This is a genomic window from Gleimia sp. 6138-11-ORH1 (assembly GCF_024814355.1).
Lineage (GTDB): Bacteria > Actinomycetota > Actinomycetes > Actinomycetales > Actinomycetaceae > Gleimia.
The window spans coordinates 297140-317780 of record NZ_JANUXV010000002.1 but is presented as its reverse complement, the minus strand read 5'-3'; the positions used below and the strand labels follow the sequence as shown (position 1 = coordinate 317780).

General features: G+C 48.4%; 18 protein-coding genes. 6 read left to right on the top strand and 12 right to left on the bottom strand.

Features of this window, described 5'->3' with window-relative positions; translation table 11 throughout:
- On the top strand, positions 1-2078 hold a 2078-nt coding region (locus tag NXS08_RS05060), incomplete at its 5' end, for a DUF5979 domain-containing protein (RefSeq protein ID WP_259138017.1).
- 530 nt (positions 2079-2608) lie between these two features.
- Here NXS08_RS05060 and NXS08_RS05055 read toward each other — a convergent pair.
- A complete protein-coding gene (locus NXS08_RS05055; RefSeq protein ID WP_259138015.1) occupies positions 2609-5452 on the bottom strand; it encodes a GDSL-type esterase/lipase family protein in 2844 nt (947 codons plus the stop codon).
- 3 nt (positions 5453-5455) lie between these two features.
- Positions 5456-5950 (bottom strand): hypothetical protein, encoded by a 495-nt coding sequence (locus NXS08_RS05050; protein ID WP_259138013.1) that lies wholly within the window; start codon positions 5948-5950, stop codon positions 5456-5458.
- A 319-nt stretch (positions 5951-6269) separates the two neighbouring features.
- Here NXS08_RS05050 and NXS08_RS05045 point away from each other — a divergent pair, with 319 nt between their 5' ends.
- The 3 genes from NXS08_RS05045 to NXS08_RS05035 all read left to right on the top strand — a co-directional run bounded on the left by NXS08_RS05045 (position 6270) and on the right by NXS08_RS05035 (position 9035).
- Positions 6270-7199, top strand: a complete 930-nt coding sequence (locus NXS08_RS05045) for a metal ABC transporter substrate-binding protein (protein WP_259138011.1) — start codon at positions 6270-6272, stop codon at positions 7197-7199.
- Positions 7200-7356: 157 nt separating this feature from the next.
- Complete coding sequence (locus NXS08_RS05040; protein WP_259138008.1) at positions 7357-8127, top strand: metal ABC transporter ATP-binding protein; 771 nt, start codon at positions 7357-7359, stop codon at positions 8125-8127.
- A complete protein-coding gene (locus NXS08_RS05035) occupies positions 8124-9035 on the top strand; it encodes a metal ABC transporter permease (protein WP_259138006.1) in 912 nt (303 codons plus the stop codon). The genes NXS08_RS05040 and NXS08_RS05035 overlap by 4 nt, the downstream gene beginning before the upstream one ends.
- A gap of 99 nt (positions 9036-9134) precedes the next feature.
- Here NXS08_RS05035 and NXS08_RS05030 read toward each other — a convergent pair whose 3' ends face one another.
- From NXS08_RS05030 to NXS08_RS05015, 4 genes are all read right to left on the bottom strand, one after another.
- Positions 9135-9809: a phosphatase PAP2 family protein gene (locus NXS08_RS05030; RefSeq protein ID WP_259138004.1), complete on the bottom strand. Its 675-nt coding sequence runs from the start codon at positions 9807-9809 to the stop codon at positions 9135-9137.
- 203 nt (positions 9810-10012) lie between these two features.
- On the bottom strand, positions 10013-11326 hold the full coding sequence (locus NXS08_RS05025) for a DUF4921 family protein (RefSeq protein WP_259138000.1): 1314 nt from the start codon (positions 11324-11326) through the stop codon (positions 10013-10015).
- 550 nt (positions 11327-11876) lie between these two features.
- Positions 11877-12284, bottom strand: a complete 408-nt coding sequence (locus NXS08_RS05020; RefSeq protein ID WP_259137998.1) for an ACT domain-containing protein — start codon at positions 12282-12284, stop codon at positions 11877-11879.
- A 329-nt stretch (positions 12285-12613) separates the two neighbouring features.
- The gene (locus tag NXS08_RS05015; protein WP_259137995.1) at positions 12614-13447 is read right to left on the bottom strand and encodes an aldo/keto reductase; all 834 of its coding nucleotides are present in this window, start codon (positions 13445-13447) and stop codon (positions 12614-12616) included.
- 171 nt (positions 13448-13618) lie between these two features.
- Between NXS08_RS05015 and NXS08_RS05010 the strand changes: the two genes are divergently transcribed.
- On the top strand, positions 13619-14251 hold the full coding sequence (locus NXS08_RS05010) for a hypothetical protein (protein ID WP_259137991.1): 633 nt from the start codon (positions 13619-13621) through the stop codon (positions 14249-14251).
- Between the two features lie 170 nt (positions 14252-14421).
- Here the strand turns inward: NXS08_RS05010 and NXS08_RS05005 are convergent, their stop codons facing one another.
- Complete coding sequence (locus NXS08_RS05005) at positions 14422-14811, bottom strand: RNA-binding S4 domain-containing protein (protein WP_259137988.1); 390 nt, start codon at positions 14809-14811, stop codon at positions 14422-14424.
- An 86-nt stretch (positions 14812-14897) separates the two neighbouring features.
- Between NXS08_RS05005 and NXS08_RS05000 the strand changes: the two genes are divergently transcribed.
- Positions 14898-16469 (top strand): aspartate:alanine exchanger family transporter, encoded by a 1572-nt coding sequence (locus NXS08_RS05000; RefSeq protein ID WP_396232248.1) that lies wholly within the window; start codon positions 14898-14900, stop codon positions 16467-16469.
- A gap of 173 nt (positions 16470-16642) precedes the next feature.
- On the opposite strand, the gene NXS08_RS04995 is transcribed toward NXS08_RS05000, so the two are convergent.
- The 5 genes from NXS08_RS04995 to NXS08_RS04975 form a co-directional block, all read right to left on the bottom strand.
- On the bottom strand, positions 16643-16936 hold the full coding sequence (locus tag NXS08_RS04995; protein WP_259137982.1) for a hypothetical protein: 294 nt from the start codon (positions 16934-16936) through the stop codon (positions 16643-16645).
- A 309-nt stretch (positions 16937-17245) separates the two neighbouring features.
- Complete coding sequence (locus tag NXS08_RS04990; protein WP_259137980.1) at positions 17246-17530, bottom strand: helix-turn-helix transcriptional regulator; 285 nt, start codon at positions 17528-17530, stop codon at positions 17246-17248.
- A 1-nt stretch (position 17531) separates the two neighbouring features.
- On the bottom strand, positions 17532-18860 hold the full coding sequence (locus NXS08_RS04985) for a M18 family aminopeptidase (RefSeq protein ID WP_259137977.1): 1329 nt from the start codon (positions 18858-18860) through the stop codon (positions 17532-17534).
- 238 nt (positions 18861-19098) lie between these two features.
- Positions 19099-19527, bottom strand: coding sequence for an N-acetyltransferase (locus NXS08_RS04980; RefSeq protein ID WP_259137974.1), 429 nt, complete (start codon positions 19525-19527; stop codon positions 19099-19101).
- A gap of 154 nt (positions 19528-19681) precedes the next feature.
- On the bottom strand, positions 19682-20377 hold the full coding sequence (locus NXS08_RS04975; protein ID WP_259137972.1) for a LysE family translocator: 696 nt from the start codon (positions 20375-20377) through the stop codon (positions 19682-19684).
- Between the last annotated feature and the right edge of the window lie 264 nt (positions 20378-20641).

Sequence of the window (20641 nt, the reverse complement as noted above, 5' to 3'; positions counted from 1 at the left end):
GTCCAGAAGTAACTATCGTTGGCGATACTGAACAGTTGGTGACGGTAACTAACACTTACACTAAGAAGCAGGGCTCTTTGACCATTAAGAAGTCTTTGGTAGCTCCTGCGGGTGCAGCGTTTGCTAACGATACTTTCACCATTAACTACACCTGTGATGCGGATGGTTTCCGTGATAAGACGGTGACCTTAGCAAATAATGCGCAGGAAGTTATCAACGGTATTCCACACGGAACCGTATGTACCATCAGTGAAGTTGCTCCGGACTTCGATGGCCACAATAAGAACGTGGTGATCGACCGTCCAGAAGTAACTATCGTTGGCGATACTGAACAGTTGGTGACGGTAACTAACACTTACACTAAGAAGCAGGGCTCTTTGACCATTAAGAAGTCTTTGGTAGCTCCTGCGGGTGCAGCGTTTGCTAATGATACTTTCACCATTAACTACACCTGTGACGCTGATGGTTTCCGTGATAAGACGGTGACCTTAGCAAATAATGCACAGGAAGTTATCAACGGTATTCCACACGGAACCGTATGTACCATCAGCGAAACCGCTCCAGATTATGCTGGCTACGCTAGCGCAGTGGCAATCGACCGTGCAAATGTGACGATTGTTGGTGAAGCTGACCAACTGGTGACAGTAACGAACACCTACACGGAAAAGCCAGGTACGCTAACTCTTACTAAGAAACTGGTTGCCCCGGCTGACGCACCGTTTGTAGATAACGAATTTACGATTAACTACACCTGTGATGCGGACGGTTTCCGTAACAAGACAGTAAACCTGAAAAAGAATGAAGCCTACACCGTTGCTAACGTTCCAGCAGGTACTGTATGTCGCGTAACCGAAACCGTACCAGCCTTCCCTGGCTACACCGGTACAGTAGCAATTGACACTCCAGAAGTAACTATTGCTCGTGCAACTGACTCTGTAGTGACCGTTACTAATACCTACACTCGCGACCTCGGATCAATGGTTATCAGCAAGCAGGTTGAAGTTGAAAAGAACGCACCTTTCGCGGACCGTGTATTCAAGATCAACTACACCTGTGGTGACGCACAAAACCCAGTAAAAGCCGGGGTAGTAACCCTCGCTAACGGACAGTCAGAAACTATTGCTGACATCCCCACCGGAACTGAATGTGTAATCGCTGAAGACACTGCTGACGCAGCAGAAACTGGCTACGCACATGCCGTTTCTATCGATAAGCCTCGCGTGGTTATCGTTAAGGACACCCCGGTAACCAGTGTTGTAACCAACCGTTACACCCCACTGGAAGGTTCCTTCATGATTTCTAAGTCCGTAGCTGGTGACGGCGCAGCCAAAGCAACTGGCAAGGCATTCACCTTCAACTACGAATGTACTGACCTGCGTGGCGCATCCCTAGGGAAGCAAACTGTGGAGGTTGCTGAAGGACAGAGCGTTTCCGTTAATACTCGCGCTGGCTCCTGCGTGATCTCTGAAGTTGCTGCTCCCATCGAGCACACCCAGCATGCAGTTACCTACACCGTGGATGGGACTGAACAGCCTGCAGGCCCAGTTACCATTCAGCTTCCAGCTGATGGTAAGACCGTTAATGTAGGCGTAGTTAATACCTACACCCTTGACCGTGGCGTCATCAACATTGTTAAGAACGTAAACGGCTTAACTGACGCTGCTAAGAAGCAGTTCGTATTCAACTACACCTGTGTGGACGGAACTGCAGGTCAGGTAACTGCTGCCGGTGACGGCGTAGCTGTTGCCCTGGGCACCCGCATTCCAGTTGGTGTTGAATGTGAAATCAGCGAGGACGTTGCTGCAGCACAAGCAGAAGGCTACACCGTAGTTACACCAGCTCCTCAGAAAGCAGTTATCAACGCTGCTGACGAGGTAGTTGATGTAACCTTCGTAAACGAATACACCGCTAAGCCGGTTGATCCGCCAGCTAAGGACCCAATCAAGCCAGTTCCTGGCAAGAAGGGTAAACTCCCAGCAACTGGTAGCACCGTGCTTGCCGTTTCCAGCGTAGCGCTGGTAGCTCTGGCACTTGGTGGTGGCGCTGTTGCAGTGGCTCGTCGCCGCAAGGAACAGTAAGAATTGAGCGTTTAGCTTAACTCCACCAAAGGGCGGTGGGAAGGAAATCCTTCCCACCGCCCTTTGTTCTACGCCAGCTAAGCAAAGGTACATACTCATACCTTTCCCACCAGCAGTTCTCCCCAAAGGTACATACTCATACCTCATCCACCACTAGCTCTCCCCAAAGGTACGTGCTTGTAATTTTCTTACCGGTGCGAGGCATAAAAATCCGAGGACGCCTGGAAATCCGCCCTCGGAATCTAAGGAAGTACCTTTATGTCAAGGCGAGGGAGCTTACTAAGTACCGTGGATCAAGCCTCCGTAACTATGAATAATCCAGCCGACAGTTGGTAGAATCTATTTGGTGTCCCAAAGGATAAAGCGGGGTGCTCCACGAGTAGCAAGGCAACTAAAAAATAACGGGGCAACCAGTGGATAACAAAGCTGCCAGAGGATAACAGAGGGTCCCTAAGGAAAACTGAGCAAGCACAAAAGTTTGGGGGACCACCAGCAGGTGATCCCCCAAACTTACCTTAAGCGCCTATATTCTAAAGGGCCTTAGACTTTCGCCGTAAACCAACGCCCGCAACAAACAGGCCGGCAGTAGTAAGCGAGACTAAAGTAATCCCAACTCCAGTGCTAGGCAGAGTGGAAGTATCCTTCTTAGGAGGAACAACCACGATTGGCTTAGTATTCTTCCCCTGCTCAGGCTGCTTGCCAGGCACTACCGGGGGAAGTAATTCAGCTGAATCAAACGGTGCAGGACCAGCAATCAAAACCAGCTCAATAGAGAACGGAACTAACTGCGTGCCAGTATTATCATTAAATAACCGTGGGCCACTTGGTAGGACGGGAACTAGCATATCTAAGACAACTACCTGCTTAGAATCAACTGCCACATCCGCAGACGCACTGTAGGTAACTACCCCATTTTCTAGGGTAATATTCCACCCCGGTGCGATAGTGTGGTTCTTATCCAAACGGATCTCGATTTGTTCTGCACCTGGCACGCGAGCCAAAACATCAAACTGTTTCGCTTCAGCAGTGATGCTGATGTGCTTTTCCACGCGCTGACGTTTTGGATCGCCCTGTGGGAACTTATCGCAAACGTCACCGATGCCGTCACCATCTAAATCCTCTTGCATTTGGTTCGGGTGAGCAGGGCAGTTATCAATCGCATCATCAATCAAGTCCCCGTCCACAGTAGCAACAACTGGGATAGTTGCAATCGCAGTTTGTGCATCCGCGTCGGTTACTTTAACTGACACATTTCCGTTGAAAGGTGCTGTGTAAGTGTGCTTAACGGTTGGAGTGGTGGTGGTTAGATCGAAGACACTATCACCATCGAAATCCCACGCGTAGCTGATTAAATCAGAGTTAGGTGAGAAAGATCCGTCCGCGCTGAAAGAGGTTGCGTGACCGACTTGTTGAGTGGGGACTTGCCCCAGTTTAGCGGTTGGAGTTTCAAAGATCAGCGGCGGCAGGTCACCCAGAAGCTGAATGCGCCCACCGGTGCGAGTAAACATCGCGGGTAGGCCGGCGGTACGGTCTGTATCGAAGTCGATTAGGTTCAGTTCCGCAGTGTTTGCACCGAAAGCCTTTAGCAAAGTGTTCTGAATGTTCAGTGCGATAACAGATTCTTCGCCAATAGTTTCCCCGTCACCGATAACTACAACGATTTTTCGTGCGTGCGGGCGCCACTGGGCGTTGCCTGCAGCTTCTGAAACGGTGGTGAAGAAATCACTCGCGTTGGTTGCGTCAGTAGTTGAAAGATTATCGAGGGCGGAAAGTACCTGCTTGATAGCACCAAATTCAACCTTTGCGCCCTGGGACGCTTGTGGAGCAGGGGCGTCAGCGGTATTTTCAGCTGCTGGAGCTGAGGAATCAGCTGGTGCGGGAGAATTTTCAGCTGCTGGAGCTGTGGCCTCAGATTTTTCTACCTCAGACTTTTCTGCTTCTGGTTTTCCTGCTTTAGGGGAAGCCGGATTTGCATCATTTTCAGCGGGAGTTTCAGCAGCGTCAGCCGGATTTGCTTCTGCAGCTGAGGTGCTCTTTTCAACAGAGGGAGCAGTTTCGTTAGCGTCTGCAGCGTTTTCAGCAGCTGCAGCCGGCTCATTTGCAGCTGGCTTATTCTCTGCTGGGGTAGCAGAAGGCGCATCTGCTGAAGCGCTGGCACCTGCGGAAGTATCGGCAGTTTCAGTATTAGCGTTTGTGCCCGGTTGCGGCGCAGGTGCCGGTGCTTGCGGGACAACGTAGGATACTAGGCTAAAGCGCGCGTCTTTCGTGCCATTTGCCGAGGCCGCATAGGTTTGGGTGGCAATTCTGCGTACCTGCTTTTTAATTTCGTCTAGTTTCTCTAGAGATTGTGGTGACGCTTCTACTACGAAAGTTAAGTCGATTGGACGCACGTAGCTTTGTGAGGTGCGGGCGGAAGCTGGAACTCCAATCGCCTGGTGAACTAGCTTACCGATTTCTTCATGCCCGGTAATATTCGGGTGGTAGAACATGAGGGTGGTAGTAGATCCCGTGGCAGTGGTTTTCCCCGTTTCAGGATTGTAAATGCCTTCAGTTTCTAAAAGCTCGTTAAACCAACGCTTTGGGTTAGTCCCATTAAAGTAAGGATCTGGTTCGTGTCCTTCAAAGTGCGCTTCAGTTGGAACATAAGTGATTTTTACGTTATTTGGGTTAGCGTTCCACTCATTAACTAAAGCTTCCTGCAGTTGAGTGGATTTCATTCCGAACTCGCGAACACCTTTCGCAGCGTCGTACTTTTCCCCGTAGCAGCCACCAAAGAAGCCGCTTCGTTCACACCAAACGTATTCAACATTGGTAGAAAGCAGGGGATAGCCCACCAGAACGATTTGCGCGTCAGAGCGGAGGCGCTGGTTTAATGCTTCCAAAATCCGTTTAGTATTTGCCTCTACCTTTGGCATTAGCTGTTCAGCTTCAGTCATTGCTTCAACACACTTCTTATAGGAAGCATTTAGCCAAGATCCGCCGAAACAGTAGGTGACGATATTTTCAAACTTAATGTCGTTTCCGCCGATAGTTAGCATAACTACGTCTGAATCGACGGGGACTTTGTCGATCTGGTTTTCTAAAACGCCCTCGGTTACCTGGCCGGATTCAGCCAAGTTGTGGATTGTGGTGTGGACGCCCCGCGCATTCAACTGATCCGCGTAGTAGTGACCCCAGTTGCGCATACTTCGGTAGCTGGCTTCTGGCCCGTAGTAGAGTCCAGCCCCATTTCCAGCGGTGTATGAATCACCGAGCAAAGTAAGCGTGACGTATTTTTCTTCAGATGAATCAGCAGCCAAAGCGGGTGCTGAAATAGATAGGGAGGTTACTAATGCAACCGCAGCGGGTAGCAACTTCTTTGTTAATGATTTCATAGTCTAATAATAGGAAATGCTCACCTGAAAAGTAAAAGTGCTTGATTCGGTGGATTCCGCAGTTAGCGGAGTAATTGTCAGTCTGAGAGTGGGTTTTCCAGCAGGGGTTTTGTTAGCACACCAGTAGCGTTTGCTAGGGCAAGAAGGGTCGGCTACCCACCCATCAGTCAGAGCTTGGTTTTTCACGCTTTCAGCGGCGCTTTTAGCTGCGTCGTCAGAAAACACGTACTTTACTTCGTAGGGGGGAGTCTTCCCAAATAGGGGCACATTCTCAGTGTGTGAAAAGGATTTTACTGTGATCCCGAAGTTATTCGGTTGAGCTACTTTTTCGTCTAAGAGGGTTTGCAAACTTGCTGGAGTTCCCCAGTAGTTCAGGTTTTTACCCCAGTTCCATACCGACACTCCCAGCGCAATGGCTACGAAAAGTAGGATTGCCAGAAGAAAGTAAAAGGGTTGCATTTTTGGTTTTTCATTAGCAGGTTTTGGGTTAGTAGGCATTTTGTCTCCAAGGGCGCTTGTTGGAAGTTAATTTTACTACAGGAAGTGCAAACTTTTCCGCTAAATTTAGCTCTTTAATGGTTCTGTCTAAAGGAAGAAGTGGCTGCTTGTTAAGAGTAGTTAAGAAGCCATGTAACTTTTATTTCAAAGTTTTTGTTGCAAAAACGTTATCTATCTATTTTGTTGCTGATTAAAGGATGAGGGTTTGTAGAAGGCGACTTTCGGGCGGTTTGGTAGAAAAGAAAAGGTGAAAAACCCACCCACTTATACAGGGCTTACGAACTAGACTTTTCGGGAACCCGAAGTTTATGATTGTGGCATGGCAAAGAATAAAATGATTACCGCAATTACCGCGACCGTGGCAGCTTGCGCCCTAGCTCTTTCTGCCTGTGGTCAAACCGCTGATAAAACTCAGCCAACTGCAACTGAGAAACCAAAAGTTCTCACCACCTTCACCGTCCTAGCGGATATGGCACAAAATGTTGCCGGAGAACACCTGGACGTACAATCCATCACCGAACCAGATGCAGAAATTCACGATTACCAGCCAACCCCAGCAGATATTAAAAAAGCTGAAGGCGTTAAGCTAATCCTCAACAACGGCATGGGCTTAGAACGCTGGTTCGAAAAGTTTGTGGCAAACACTGAGGCGAAAACTGCCGTCCTCACTGAAGGAATCACCCCTATTCCAATTGCCGAAGGTGAATACGAAGGCAAACCAAACCCACACGCCTGGATGTCACCAACCGCTGCGCAAACCTACGTAGACAACATAGTTAAAGCCTTCTCTGAACTGGATCCAGAACATAAGGCAGACTACGAAAAGAACGGTGAAACCTACAAAGCTAAACTCGCAGCCGTAGACACCAAGCTAAAGGATGCCATCAACCAGATTCCAGAAAACCAGCGAGCCCTGGTCACCTGTGAAGGAGCTTTCTCTTACCTGGCTCGCGACACTGGTTTAACCGAAAAATACCTGTGGGCAGTAAACGCTGAAGGTGCGCTAACTCCAAAGCGTATCGCCGATCTGGAAGCATTCCTAAAAGATAACCAAGTTCCATCTGTATTCTGCGAATCAACCGTGGGAGACAAAATGCAGCCAATCGTAGAATCTACCGGAGTTAATTTCGGTGGTGAACTCTACGTTGACTCTCTCACCGGTCCAGATGGGGACGCTCCTACCTTCCTAGACCTGCTTACTTTCGACGCTGAACGGATTGCTAAAGGGCTAACTAAAACAGCTAAGTAAGTAGACTAACCTAAGTAAAATTAAAGAAAAGTGCAATGACGTACCTTAGGTAAAGGAAACACTTAAAATTTCCTACCTAAGGTACGTCATTGCCTAAAACACAAGCACGTACCTTAACAAAAACCAAAGGTACATCAATAAAAAGTGAAGAAGAACCTTGGAAACAAATACCTCTGCACTGGTTTTAAATGCCGAAAACCTCCACGCATCATACGGGCAAGTTAAAGCCCTCACCGGAGCAAGCCTACAACTAAGCTCCGGCGAAGTCTGCGCCCTCATCGGCATGAACGGTTCAGGAAAATCCACCTTCTTCAAATCAATCATGGGGATCGTAGCCACCAGCCAAGGCAAAATAACCATCTGTGGTCAGGATAGTTTAACAGCCAGAAAAGCAGGGCTGGTGGGCTACGTTCCTCAAAATGAAGACATCGACCACCACTTCCCCCTCAGCGTTGAAGAAGTAGTTATGATGGGACGCTACTGCTTCATGGGACCCCTCAGACGCCCGCGCGCAGCAGATCGCGAAGCAGTCCAAGAAGCCATCGAATCAATCGGACTGAAAGAACTAAGCAAACGCCCCATTGGTGCCCTATCCGGAGGACAAAGAAAACGCGCATTCGTAGCCCGTGCCCTGGCCCAAGGAGCAAAACTAATGCTCTTAGACGAACCCTTCGCTGGAGTAGACTACACCTCAGAACATGCCATCACGGATCTTATCTCTGAACTGGCAGAACAAAATACCACCTTGCTAGTTTCAACCCACGACCTAACCGCCGTACCAAAATTCGCTCATAAAGTAGCCCTAATAAACCGCCGGATCCTTAAAGTGGGTAAACCAACTGAAACTCTAACCCCTGAACACCTACTTGCCGCTTTCACGGAAAGTACCGCGCGCAGCGCCCAAATTGCCCTGGGAGGATTAGCATGAGCGCCCTCGGAAATCTAATGCAACTAACGCACCCCAGCCCACTTATTGCCAACTGGCTGTGGGAAACCTTCGGGGAAATGTGGACCCACCAATTCATGGTACGTGGTTTCATCGTTACTCTTTTAGCCGCAGTTGTTTGTGCTATTCTCTCGTGCTGGCTGGTGCTGGTAGGCTGGTCACTAATGGGGGACGCGCTCTCTCACGCGGTAGTTCCCGGGATCGTCATCGCCTACATTATCGGCATGCCCTTTAGCTTGGGCGCATTTTTAGCGGCCCTGGTTTGCGTGGGACTAATCGCCGTAGTTCGCTCAACCTCACGCATTAAAGAAGACACGGCAATTGGGGTTATCTTCACCACCATGTTTGCCTTCGGCCTCATGCTAATTTCCGTTTACCCCAGTCACATCGACTTACAGCACATCATTTTCGGTGACCTATTAGGAATCACCCAAGCGGATCTTTGGCAAGTCGTAGTCCTTGCTCCCATTGCCGGTATCGTCGTGATTCTTAAACGACGCGACCTAACCTTATTCGCATTCGACCCCACCCATGCGGCCGCCATTGGGCTTTCCACCAAACGCCTGGCCACCCTTTTACTTACCGCGTTGGCAATCACCGTAGTAGTTGCAATGCAAGCAGTTGGCGCAATCCTAATCGTCGCTCTTTTAATCATTCCCGGTGCCACCGCATTCTTGCTGACTAACAGCTTTAACCGAATGCTATTACTCTCACCTTTAGTATCAGCAGTTTCCGTAACTTTGGGGATTTACTTTTCCTACTGGTTTAATGCTGCTTCTGGCGCCACGGTTGTAGTTACTCACGGGGCTGTATTCATGGTAGTTTACCTGTTTTCGCCGCACGGAGTACGCGGAATGTTCAAAGGAAGAGAACGCACTTTAGAAAGCTAGCCGATTTTTTAGAAGTTGAGTAAATCTTTAAGAAAGCTAGGTAATTTCTAAAGCACGTGCCTTCAGAAGCTGCTCTTCGGCCGGTGGTAAGTACCCTGTTTATTCGGTAGTGAGGGCTCTTTGTAACGGGATGTGGTGAAACAGAGTTTGCGCTAGTGTGGCGGCGAAAAGAACTCCCATACTGCCAGCTATGATGGCAGCTAACGTGTCAGTTACGAAATGGGCGCCCACGTAGACGCGGGAAAAGGCAACTGCCACAGCTGCCAAGTACGCCCAGATCAAACCCCAACGCCGATTTTCAATCCGTACCAGAAAAAGCGTTAAAGAAACGAAAAAGCCCACTGCAAATGCCGTGTGTCCAGAGGGGAAAGATAGGAATCCCTCGGCCGGGGCAAGTGGGTCAAATAAGAGTTCCGCATTTGGCCGAGGGCGGCCTACAATCGGCTTAATTAAGGCAGCACCCAGCCACCCCCAAAGGACTAGCCAAGCGAAGTAAATTCCGGTAAAGGTTCCCTGCTTGTATCCCAACCAGGTGGCAACTATAAGCGTGATGATAGTTGCGCTAAGCGGTGCAAAACCATGAGCGATAGTTAGAGTGAATGCGTCCAGGATCGGCCAGTTAAGCTGGGTAAGATGCTGAGAAACATGGATTTCTGTTTCGTGAAAAGAAATCTCTTTTAAATAAAAACCAAGGGAAGCCAGGGTGAAAAGAACTATTGGAGGGAGGGCAAATCCCATGGTTTTAGAAAAATGTACTTTCGGTAGATTTTGCATAAGCACTACTGTACCGGTTTTATTAAGGTACGTGCTTGCTGAAATAGCTTATTTTCACTGAAATCACTTATGGAAAACGCAAGCACGTACCTTTGGTAAAACGCAAGCACGTACCTTTGGGCAAACGCAAGCACGTATCTTTGGGCAAAACGCAAGCACGTACCTTTGGGTAAAACGCAAGCACGTACCTTTGGGGGAGGGTTTTAGCGAAGGTCTTTCGGGGTAATCCGACATTCGTCGCCCAGTTGCATCGGGGCAATTAAACCAGCTTCACGTAGCTCGTATAGTTTGGGGAGCACTCGATCACGGACCTGCCAGGGGTTGATGGTATTCAGGTAGATGCGAGTCCCGCCCTCGAAACCAGCTAACGTGGAAATCCGCCACTTAATCAGCAGCCGCCAACGCATTGGAGATGCCACTGACGGTGGACGGTGATACCACTCTTCATTACACGGCACTTCCGCCCCCGTAGCCGCATGCATGGCGTGTACTAAATCGGAAACTCCGCGCATCTGCTCGGGAGTAGCTTCCCATGGGTTGTATGCTGGCCCCAGCGGCCAAATCGCGATTGATGGGAACCTGTGCCCAATCCCAGCAAGGGCTACAGCGTGTTCATTTTGCGCCAAAAGAAGTTTCCGGGTGGCAGCTAAGCTAATAATCCCATCATAGATTTCTCGATCAATCCGGAGGCGTTCAAGCTCAGCTTCGATTTGCACCGGTGTTTCATCAATCGCCACCGCCTGCTTATGCAAGTGGTCAAAAGAAGCCCCCGCAGGTTTCAACCAGTTTTGGAAACACGCTACATATTTCACGTGCTCATTAAGCTGATAGAGATCCTGCATGGTTTGCGCCGTGAACTGCATGTATTGAAAGTGGGCATCGGCGCTGAGAGTTCCCGAGGACGCCAGTTGAGACTTATTTTCCGCATCTGGAATGTAATGATTCTTAGCGATAATCACGTCGTGACCGCCACTGAAGAACCCCGTAGCATGTGGCAAAAGTGCCCCGTCAGGCATGTCAGCTAACTCTTCAGCAGATAAACCCGAAGCAGCTAAACGAGCTCTAACCACTCGCATAACGTGTTCAAACCCAGCTGGGTCAGCCAGATAACGGGCCATCCGCTGCGAATCCTCAGCTGAGGGAACGTGCCCGTAGTTTAAATTCCAATAGTTGTAAGAGACAATCTCAAATAGGTTGGGAATTCGCCGAAACTCTGCGGTGGTGGAGTAAAGCTGTGAAGCTGGTACATGTTCTAAAGTTTTCCACCCGGTATCTTCATCAAAAATTACCCGCGCTTTTTCAGGGGGAGTTTCAAAGTAGCGGAAGTGACAAAAGGCGCAGTAGTGTCCGTGCCGACTATGATCTACAGGAGAATCGTCTTGGGTGGGAATCGCCAGGGGCCGATGTCCTCTCCCAGGAACAGTCCACACTTCCGTGCCGGTCAGTAGATTCTTTTGCTTAATTGTGCCGTCTGCGCAACGCAGCAGAGCCTGTTTTTCAGAATGCGCCTTTGCCATGCTTCTAGGTTAGCAAACCTAATGCGCTTTTACTTTTTCTCGAAATCTCCGATAGGAGTTTTCGTCGAATACTCTGACCCGCTGTTACCGCCACAGGTGGGTGAGGAAACTAGAATTTCACCAGGGGCAGTAGGGCGGTAAAGAACTTTCAGTTCATCGCCAGTGTAAACTAACTGCCTTTACCGAGCAGCTATTTGCAGCGGGCTTACCATCGGGCAGCGCGAGTCCCTTTAATGAGTTTTCGAACCTAGATTAAAAGAGGTTTCTGGCGCGGTCACTGCAGAGGTTAAGCAGCTGGGGAATCAGAAGGATATAAAGAGCAGAGCCGACACTAAAGCCCGATTAGATAGTTTCTTCATTGAGTTTGGCTATTTTGGTAGCTTTCATAAACTCTTCGCAAATCCTGAAAATAGTATTTTTACACTGTCTGGGAAGAAAATAGTGGGTAGCTGCCGGCTAGACATTGGGGTTATACAAAATTTCGAGGGCGCCGCGGAACCTAGAAGATTCCAGCAACGCCCTCGGGAAAATAAGAAAATGGGGAACTGGTTTAGTTAGGTAACCAGCCGCGAGCCTGTTCTTTCAAGTCATTCAAAATCTCTTCTGCTTCGGCTGCTTTTTCCACCTGCACGAAAATATGATCGCGGTGGAAACCAGCCAAAATATTGCAAATAATCGACCGAGCCGCCAAGCTCTGGGCAATCATCGCAGCTAATCCAATCGTTTCTAAAGATTGCGGAGTATCAATTGAAAGTCGCACATACCGTGTATTAACCGGTAAACCAGCTGCAATCGCGCGGTCTTCGGATAAAACTACCGTCTTGCCTTCAAATTCACGCACCACAGCAAAAGGTTCTACGCCTTCTGGAATTTCGTCTAAAGAGACGAACGCGTAGATGCCCTGGTGCTTAACATTCATCGTTGCCAGGGCATAGTCAAGGGAATTATTAACAGTCATGCGAAATAATTTACCCCAAACCCAAGAAAGACACCGGCAATGTCTCATGTTTTGGTAATCGACTCACCCCGCTGATCCGTACTTAAATAAAACTGCAAGACCCTTCGAGCACCCACTTAACTAACTAAGTTTTCCGATCTTAATGCCCCGAGTTTTCCAATTAAGCGCTCTCGGTTTTCTATCTAAGCGACAGTAGAACTTGCTTATAAAAGACAGCAGGGGTTAGTTCGTGAACCGCGTCCAATAAAGCGACAGTAGAACTCGCTTATAAAGATAGGAATACCTGCTGGAACTTGAAAGATAGGAATACCTGCTGGAACGTGACAGTGCTAAGCCATTCGATCTGGATGGGGTCCTATACGACCGGCCTCGCCCCGATCTAAACCACTAATCGCCTCCATCTGCTCAGGCGATAACTCGAAATCAAAAATATCCAGGTTTTCAGCTAAACGCTCTGGGGAAGCAGTTTTAGGGAAAACAATATCGCCCCGCTGCAAAGCCCAACGTAACGTCACCTGCGCCGGTGTCTTTCCCAGCAGCTGCGCGATTTTAAGCAAAACTGGTTCTGAAAAAACCCGTCCTCTAGCTAAAGGAGACCAGGCTTCAATCAAAATTCCTTGCTGAGCGCAGAACTCATGTAAATCAGGTAACTGCAGGTGCGGGTGAGACTCAATCTGATTAACCGCGGGAATAACTTCAGTTTCAGCTAAAAGCCGCTGCAAATGGTGTTTTAAGAAGTTGGAAACCCCGATTGCTTTCGCTAAACCCTGCGCATAAAACTCTTCTAAAACCCGCCAAGTAACACAAAAATCCGCATCAGCTAAATGCGGCATGGGCCAGTGAATCAAAAATAGATCCACGTAATCAAACTGCATTCGTTCAAGTGATTCACTGAAAGAACGTCGAGCTTTGTCAGGTTGATTATTGGCCGGCAGTAACTTTGAGGTAACAAAGAATTCTTCCCGAGGAATTCCCGAAGCACGAATTCCGGCTGCCACCTCAGCTTCATTTTTATACATCTGTGCCGTGTCGAAATGGCGATAACCCAAATGTGCTGCTTTTGTTACTATTTCCGCGGTAGAATCAGCTTCTAGTTTGTATGTGCCTAAACCAAACTGCGGAATAGTTGCCTTGGTGTTCAGAAGTAAATGAGGAATGTTCATAATCGGACCTCCGGGTAGAAATAATCAATATAGGCTTCTTATTCCAGCCTAAACAAACTCAACTGAGTATCCAATATAATTACGAATGAATTTTTTATTTGACATAAAATAGGTTAGGTTCAAAAGCTAGACTTAATAAGTACATAAGGTGCGAAATAATAGGGAGCATAAATGCAAAAGCGCGACGCCACCTCCGACACCCTCCTAAAAACTGCAGTTTGCTATGCAGTGGCTCTTCAGTTCGATCTGGAAGCTCCGGAGGAACCCAACAACAACACAGAAGACACAGTGCAGGAACTCAGCGCAACCCTAAAAAACCTTGGTGTAGAAGACTACGAAGCTAAAGCTAAAAAAATCGTCGCTCTGGCAGCAGCAGCGCACGATCACGTGAGTGAGAACGACACCGTCCTCTCAGTCACCAAATATGACGCGCAACGAGTTAAGATTCTGCGGGATCTGCGCCTACGTTCCGCGCGGGGGCTACAGCTTTGGCCACCTACTTCCCAAACCATTATCACTCGTATGGGAGGGCGTTGGTCCAACGCCATGACCGCCTGTGGATTATCTGCCACAGCCGGAGTGGAAATTGGACATCACAACGTACGGTTCACCACCGATGACCATATCGCTGCAATCCGTAAATATGTAGCGCAGCGCGAAGCGGAAAACCGGACAGCCTCATATGCCGGATACGTAGTTTGGGCTCGGGAACAAAATCCTCGGGTACCTTCCGGGGCTCTCCTGCGTGAAATTTACCGGACCTGGTCCAAAGCTCTAGAAGTTGCCGGAATTGAAAGTAAGTGAAAATAGTTCTCTAACTGTAGAGCTGGATTCGCAAATAATTTGAGATGAAACTGTTGCCTCCGCTTCTGGCGGAGGCAACAATCATATACGATTACTTTAATTTGGGATAAATAAAATCTATTAAACCAAGATCGGATAGTGAAGCCGATTACAGGGGAGTTAAAAAGGGTTTACCCGTAACGATTTAGGTTCGTATTCCGCCCTCGCAAAGAATCTAACTGGCGACGTTCACGCTTTGTAGGGCGACCTGAACCCCGCAATCTAACCCCCGATGTTAAAACAATCGAAAATTTCGGGCGAGGAGGGGAATGATCAATGTAAGCCTGCTCAGCCAGCGATGCACCCACCCGCTTAGTAAGTATTTGTAACACTTCCAAGGAACGATCAAATCCCTCAAACCGGTATGACACCATGTCGCCAACTTTGATTTTATGAGACGCCTTTACCGTATTCCCATTGACCTTCACATGCCCCGCCCGGCACGCCGTTGTAGCCAAAGAACGCGACTTCATTTTACGCACGCTCCAAAGCCAAATATCCACCCGCACCGTATCGCTCATAAGAAAGCCTCACCTTAAGTAAAAAACGTCAACGACCCACAAAAATAACATTTCACCCTAAAAGGACATTGTACTACTCTTATAGAGTGCTAGAAATGCTCAAAACTCACCCCCTTTTAGCCTTCTTCTTAGTAGTCGCGGTAGGTGCAGCGCTCGGACAGATCAAACTCGGCCCACTTCGCTTCGGCGCAGCCGGCGCCCTGTTTGTGGGGCTTTTCCTCTCCGCCCTCGAACCCACCTTAGGCGAAAATATGGCACTGCTCCAATCCATTGGACTGGCACTATTTGTCTACACAGTAGGGATCGCGGCCGGCGCAAATTTTCTGACGCAACTTCGAAACCAAACCAGCTTGATTCTCAGCGGCGCAGCAGTAGCCGTTTTAGGGGCGCTGCTCACTGTTTTAGGGGCGCAACTACTGGGAATACCGAAAAACCTTGCCACCGGAATCTTTACCGGCTCGCTCACCGCCGCCCCCGCTTTAGACGCGGCGCTGAACATCTCCAAAAGCAGTGAAACCGGAGCAGGGTACGCGGTTGGATACCCGTTCGGAGTAGTCGTGGGAATTATCGTCGCTTCTTTAGTGGTTATGCGCAGCTGGAAAGGTGAAAACGATACGCCCTCCTTAGCGGGAATCAAACTGGTTGCCAAAACCGCCCAAGTTAGCAAACCAATCAGTTTGCGCGATATTCAGGTTTGGCGCAAGCAAAAAGTACGGATGTCCTACCTGCGTAGAGACGGGTGGACCAGAGTGGTTTTACCCGGAGACTATCTGCTGGAAAACGACCTAATCACAATAGTTGGTGAGCAAAACGCGGTAGATGAAGCCATCGCTGAAATTGGGGAGCTGGCACAAATACATTTAGTGGAAGATCGGCGCTACGTTGATTTTGAACGCATCACCGTTTCAAACCCAGAGCTGGCTGGAAAAACTGTTGCGGAAATAAACTTACCTGCAAAATACGGGGCAGTTATCACCCGAGTGCGGCGCGGAGACCTGGAAATGCTAGCCAAAGATGAGCTGGCTTTACAGTTGGGTGATCGTATTGCTGTGGCGGTGGAACACAAATACTTAGGTGAAGTAACCGACTATTTTGGTGATTCCCAGCGGAAAGTCTCAGAAGTAGATGCCTTAGCCCTTGGGTTAGGGCTGGTCTTGGGGATGTTTTTAGGGTTAGTCACTTTACCTATTCCCGGAGGTGCGCAGTTTAGTTTAGGGGCGGCCGCTGGCCCGCTGCTGATGGGCGTGGTCCTGGGCGCTTTGAAACGCACCGGCCCGCTGATTTGGACACTTCCCGAGGCCGCCAATTTAACTATCCGCCAACTGGGGCTACTCTTTTTCCTCTCAGCCTTAGGATTGGGGGCGGGGCCTTCATTTAAGGAAATCGTTTTTAGTTCCCTGGGGTGGAAAGCAGCCTTACTCGCCGCCGTGACGGTACTTGTTTGTACTTTAGTGCTTGTGACCATCGGTAAATTCCTCCGCCTATCTGCCCCGCGAGTTGCCGGAGGAGTAGCGGGGTTCATGGGACAGCCAGCAATCTTACAAGAAGCAGTATCGCGGGTAGCAGATGAAAGAATCGAGTCAGCTTACGCAGCATTATTCACTACATCGATCGTGGTGAAAATCCTCTTAGTGCCACTGATTTTCTTCATCCTCTAATTCCCACCTAAAGGTACGTGCTTGAGAAATTTATAAGGTGCGTGGTTGTGGGAAATGAGGGTACGTGCTTGTGAAATTTATAAGGTGCGTGCTTGCGTTTTAGAAAAATTAAATGGAGGGAAGTAGCAAACTGCTACTTCCCTCCTGAGGTTTTAGAACCTTAAGGTTGAAACTCAGTGTTCGTCGTAGTGGTCTTCGTGAGCTGCATGGCGGTGTCCGTCGTGTAGGTAGTCTACGTGGTCGCCGTGCTCAACTGCTTCGTGTCCACAGTCGGTGCCGTGGGTGTGGTCTGCGTGATCTTCAGACTTTACGTGCCCGTCGAAATTGCATTCGTCGTAGTGGTCTTCGTGAGCGTGGTGTGCGTGTCCATCGTGTAGGTAGTCTACGTGGTCGCCGTGCTCAACTGCTACGTGTCCACAGTCGGTGCCGTGATGGTGGGTGTGTTCGTGAGTTTTGTGCTCTGCCATGATTTGCTCCTTTAAGTTAGGGTTATAAGTTACATAAGGAAAAGCTTATGAAACTATTATACATAAAAAGTTATTTATATAAAAGTATTTTTATACATGTTGCAAAAAACCCAGAAAATAAGCCAAAACGCTAAGGTGGTACCTTAGGTTTTTGCAACCACGTACCTTTATTCGCTGCATGCACGTACCTTCATGCTCAGCATGCATGTACCTTCGATTTTTATAACCAAGTACCTTTAGCTAAACGCCCTCGGGAAAAGAAAACGGGTGGAAAACTTGCTTCCACCCGCTTAACAAAAACTCCACCAACTATTCGTTCACATGCTCAATCGCATCGATAACTAAATGACGAACATGATCATCAGCCACCGAATAAATATTCTCCCGCCCACGCGACTCCACCGCAATAATCTTCGCCTGCTTCAAAACACGCAAATGCTGGGACGCCAACGGCTGAGAAATCTCCACCAAATCACAAATCTCATGCACACACTTCGGAGAATCAAACAAAATCCGCAAAATCTCTAAACGCTTCTTAGAAGCCAAAGCCTTAAACAAATCAACAACTGAAGTGAACTCCTCAGCGGAATACACGCTAAGCCCCTTCCCAATAAGCCACTACCGCATCGCGCAACAAGGAATGATCAACTACATAACTCATCTCCCGAGCAGAGTGCATACTCAACAACCCTAAGCCCACATCCACCGTGGTAATCCCCAAACGAGTCGCCGTCAAAGGACCAATCGTAGAACCACAAGGCATCGCATTATTAGAAACGAACCTCTGATGCGCGATTCCGGCGCGCTCACAAACCCGATTCCACAAAGCAGTACCTACCGCGTCACTGGCATAACGCTGGTTAGCATTCAACTTCAACATCGGCCCATTTCCCGGAACCGGATGCACCGCAGGATCATGATTACCCGCATAGTTAGGATGCACAAAATGCCCCGCATCAGCTGAAATGCAAGACGAAACTGCCAACATTTGCTGGTAGCCCTGCTCATCCAAATCCAGTGCAGTGGCAAGGCGACGCAACAAAGACTCCAACATCGGTCCAGACGCCCCAGAACGAGTAGACGACCCAACTTCCTCATGGTCAAAAGCCGCAAAAATCGCAATATCCTTAGCCGTTTTAGCGGCTTCACTTGCAACATAATTTTCGAGGGCGGTTAAGCCCGCGTGCACTGAAGAAAGGTTATCCTGGCGCCCTCCGGCAAAGAACTCCTGATTAAAACCAAAAGTAGCGGGAGCTTCGGTAGCGAATGAAACCACATCAAAGCCACTGATTTCACTAGCATCTGTTAAACCAGCTAACTGTGCCAGGTGATCTAAAATGCTCGGAGCAGCCTCATTTTCGTAAACAAAAGTCCAAATCGGATGCATATGAGTTTGCGGATCAAGTTTTAACCCATCGGTATTTACAGTCCGATCCAAATGCACTGCTAACTGGGGGACGCGAGCCACCGCGCCGGTAGCAATCAGGTGAGTTTCTCCAGTTTTGGAAACTAAACGCCCCGCGAAACCGATTTCTCTATCCAGCCAAGAGTTTAATAACAGACCGCCGTACATTTCGACTTCAACTTGCCCCCACCCATCTGGGGAAACAGTGGAACCACTGGGTTTAAGTTTGAATCCGGGGGAATCAGTGTGGCAACCCAAAATTCGGAACCCGGTTTCTGTGGGATTTTGTGGCTTTACAGTTGTGGGGATATGCCACGCCATGACTGCTCCGTCACGCACAAAAAAATATCCTCCCGCTGCAACTGGGAAAACATCAGTTTCATTTAACTGGGTGAAACCACAGGCCAACAAGCGACGCGCAATCTCAGCTGCCGCGTGGTAAGAAGAAGGGGACTTGACAATAAAGTCAGCAAAATCTTGAGCGTGAATGCGATGAGAGTCAGTAAGCGAAATAGTCATATAACTATTCTACTTATCTATTTCTTATAACTAAAGGTACGTGCTTAATCACAGAAGGTACGTGCTTGCGTTTTTGTACAAAATAACCGCGGTAAATGGCAGTTGAAAACACGGCAGAAAAACACAGCTGGGCAAAATACTCAGCAATAAAGGCGTAGCGCACTCCATTACCCCAGAGGGAAGCTCAATAAATATGGAGCTTGCAGTGAACTGGCTTTGGCAAGATACGCTTTATGAATTATTTGCTAAAGCGGTAAACATTCGTTTCGCGCAAAACAAATCCGCAGCGTTGGTAAAGACGATTAGCAGCTTCTCGACTAGGGCGGGAAGTTAAATCTACAGTGCGAGCACCAACTTCAAGCGCATATTGGCTTGCAGCTTCAACTAACTGTTGTCCCGCACCTTGTCCGCGAGTTGCCTGAGAAACAACCACATCTTCGATCCAAGCGCGTGTACCGGTGGGAATCATGAATAAAATCAGTGAAAGCATCCCCTCAATGTTTCCTACCTGATCGCGGAATACAAAAAGCTTCAAGCAATCTTGGTTGATTAAATCTTCCAATTGGTTGGCAGAAAGAGCTTTTCCGGAAGAAGATAACTGAGGTAGTAGATGAGCCATCGCGTCAAGTAATTCTTCGGTTGCTTCATTTACAATCTCTACGGCCATAACAGTCCCCAATCAAACCAAAACTAAATTTCTTGAAAAGAAATATACTCCGTATTTTACTCAAAAATACGGGAAAATTTGCAAGGACGTACCTTCAAAAGAAAAGTTCCTTGCGATGGGGGCCAAAGCTACAGCCAAAGGAATGAGAGTAAAGCTACTGCCAAACTAATAAAACTGCTAAACCGATAAATAACGTACCTAAAACGAAATCGACAGGTGTTTGTAAACGCTCATACCAAGCAATAAAGCGAGGATTCCCAGCAATCGACGAAACTAAAACAAACCAGCTAAAAGAAATCAGCACCATGGCAAGTCCCAAAACGAACCCGGGTAAAAGTTGCAGCTGCGCGGGCAACATGGTGGCAAATAAAGAGGAAAAGAAAATAGCCGCCTTAGGATTCCCTACCGTGGTAGTGATAAAACCCAAAATAGCTGATGTTTTTAAAGAAGAAGTACCTTTAAAAGAACCTGGCTTCGTAGGATTAGAACCGTTAGAAAAACCAGACGTCTCAGCAGAAAAATAAGAGGGATCAGCGGCGCCCTCGGAAAAGAAAACTTGTTTAATAATGCCAACTAAAATGCGAATCCCAAAATAGAATAAAAGCGCTGCACCCGCATAACGAGTGAAGCTAGCCAAGGACGGGTAAGTGTGTAGCAAAGTAGCTAAACCAGCCATAGTGGCAGTAATCCAAACTGCCGTGCCAGCAGCAATACCAACTGCAGTGGCGTATCCGTGGGCGCGCCCCTTATGTAACGCCGTGCGTAACACAAGAAGAAAATCAGGGCCCGGAGAAGCCACCGCAATCGTAAAAGTGCCCAGCAAAGTGACCCACATTGAAGTTGAAAGCAAGGTACATCCTTTCGAAAATCAATCTCAGGATAGCTTAAAAATCAAAGAAAAATACGATGATGTACCTTCGGGAAAAAACAGGTGGACTTGCAGAAAGCGTTTCAAAAGCTGGAAGTTACCTCCTTTATGGCAGCGGAAAATGCGACAATAAAAACGGTTAGATACCGTGGAAAACTCGCTTAAAACTGCGGAAAAGTCAGCTAACTGCCGTGAAAAGCCAGCTAAACTCCACGGAAAATCGCCTCCCACCCAGGTTTTCTAGGA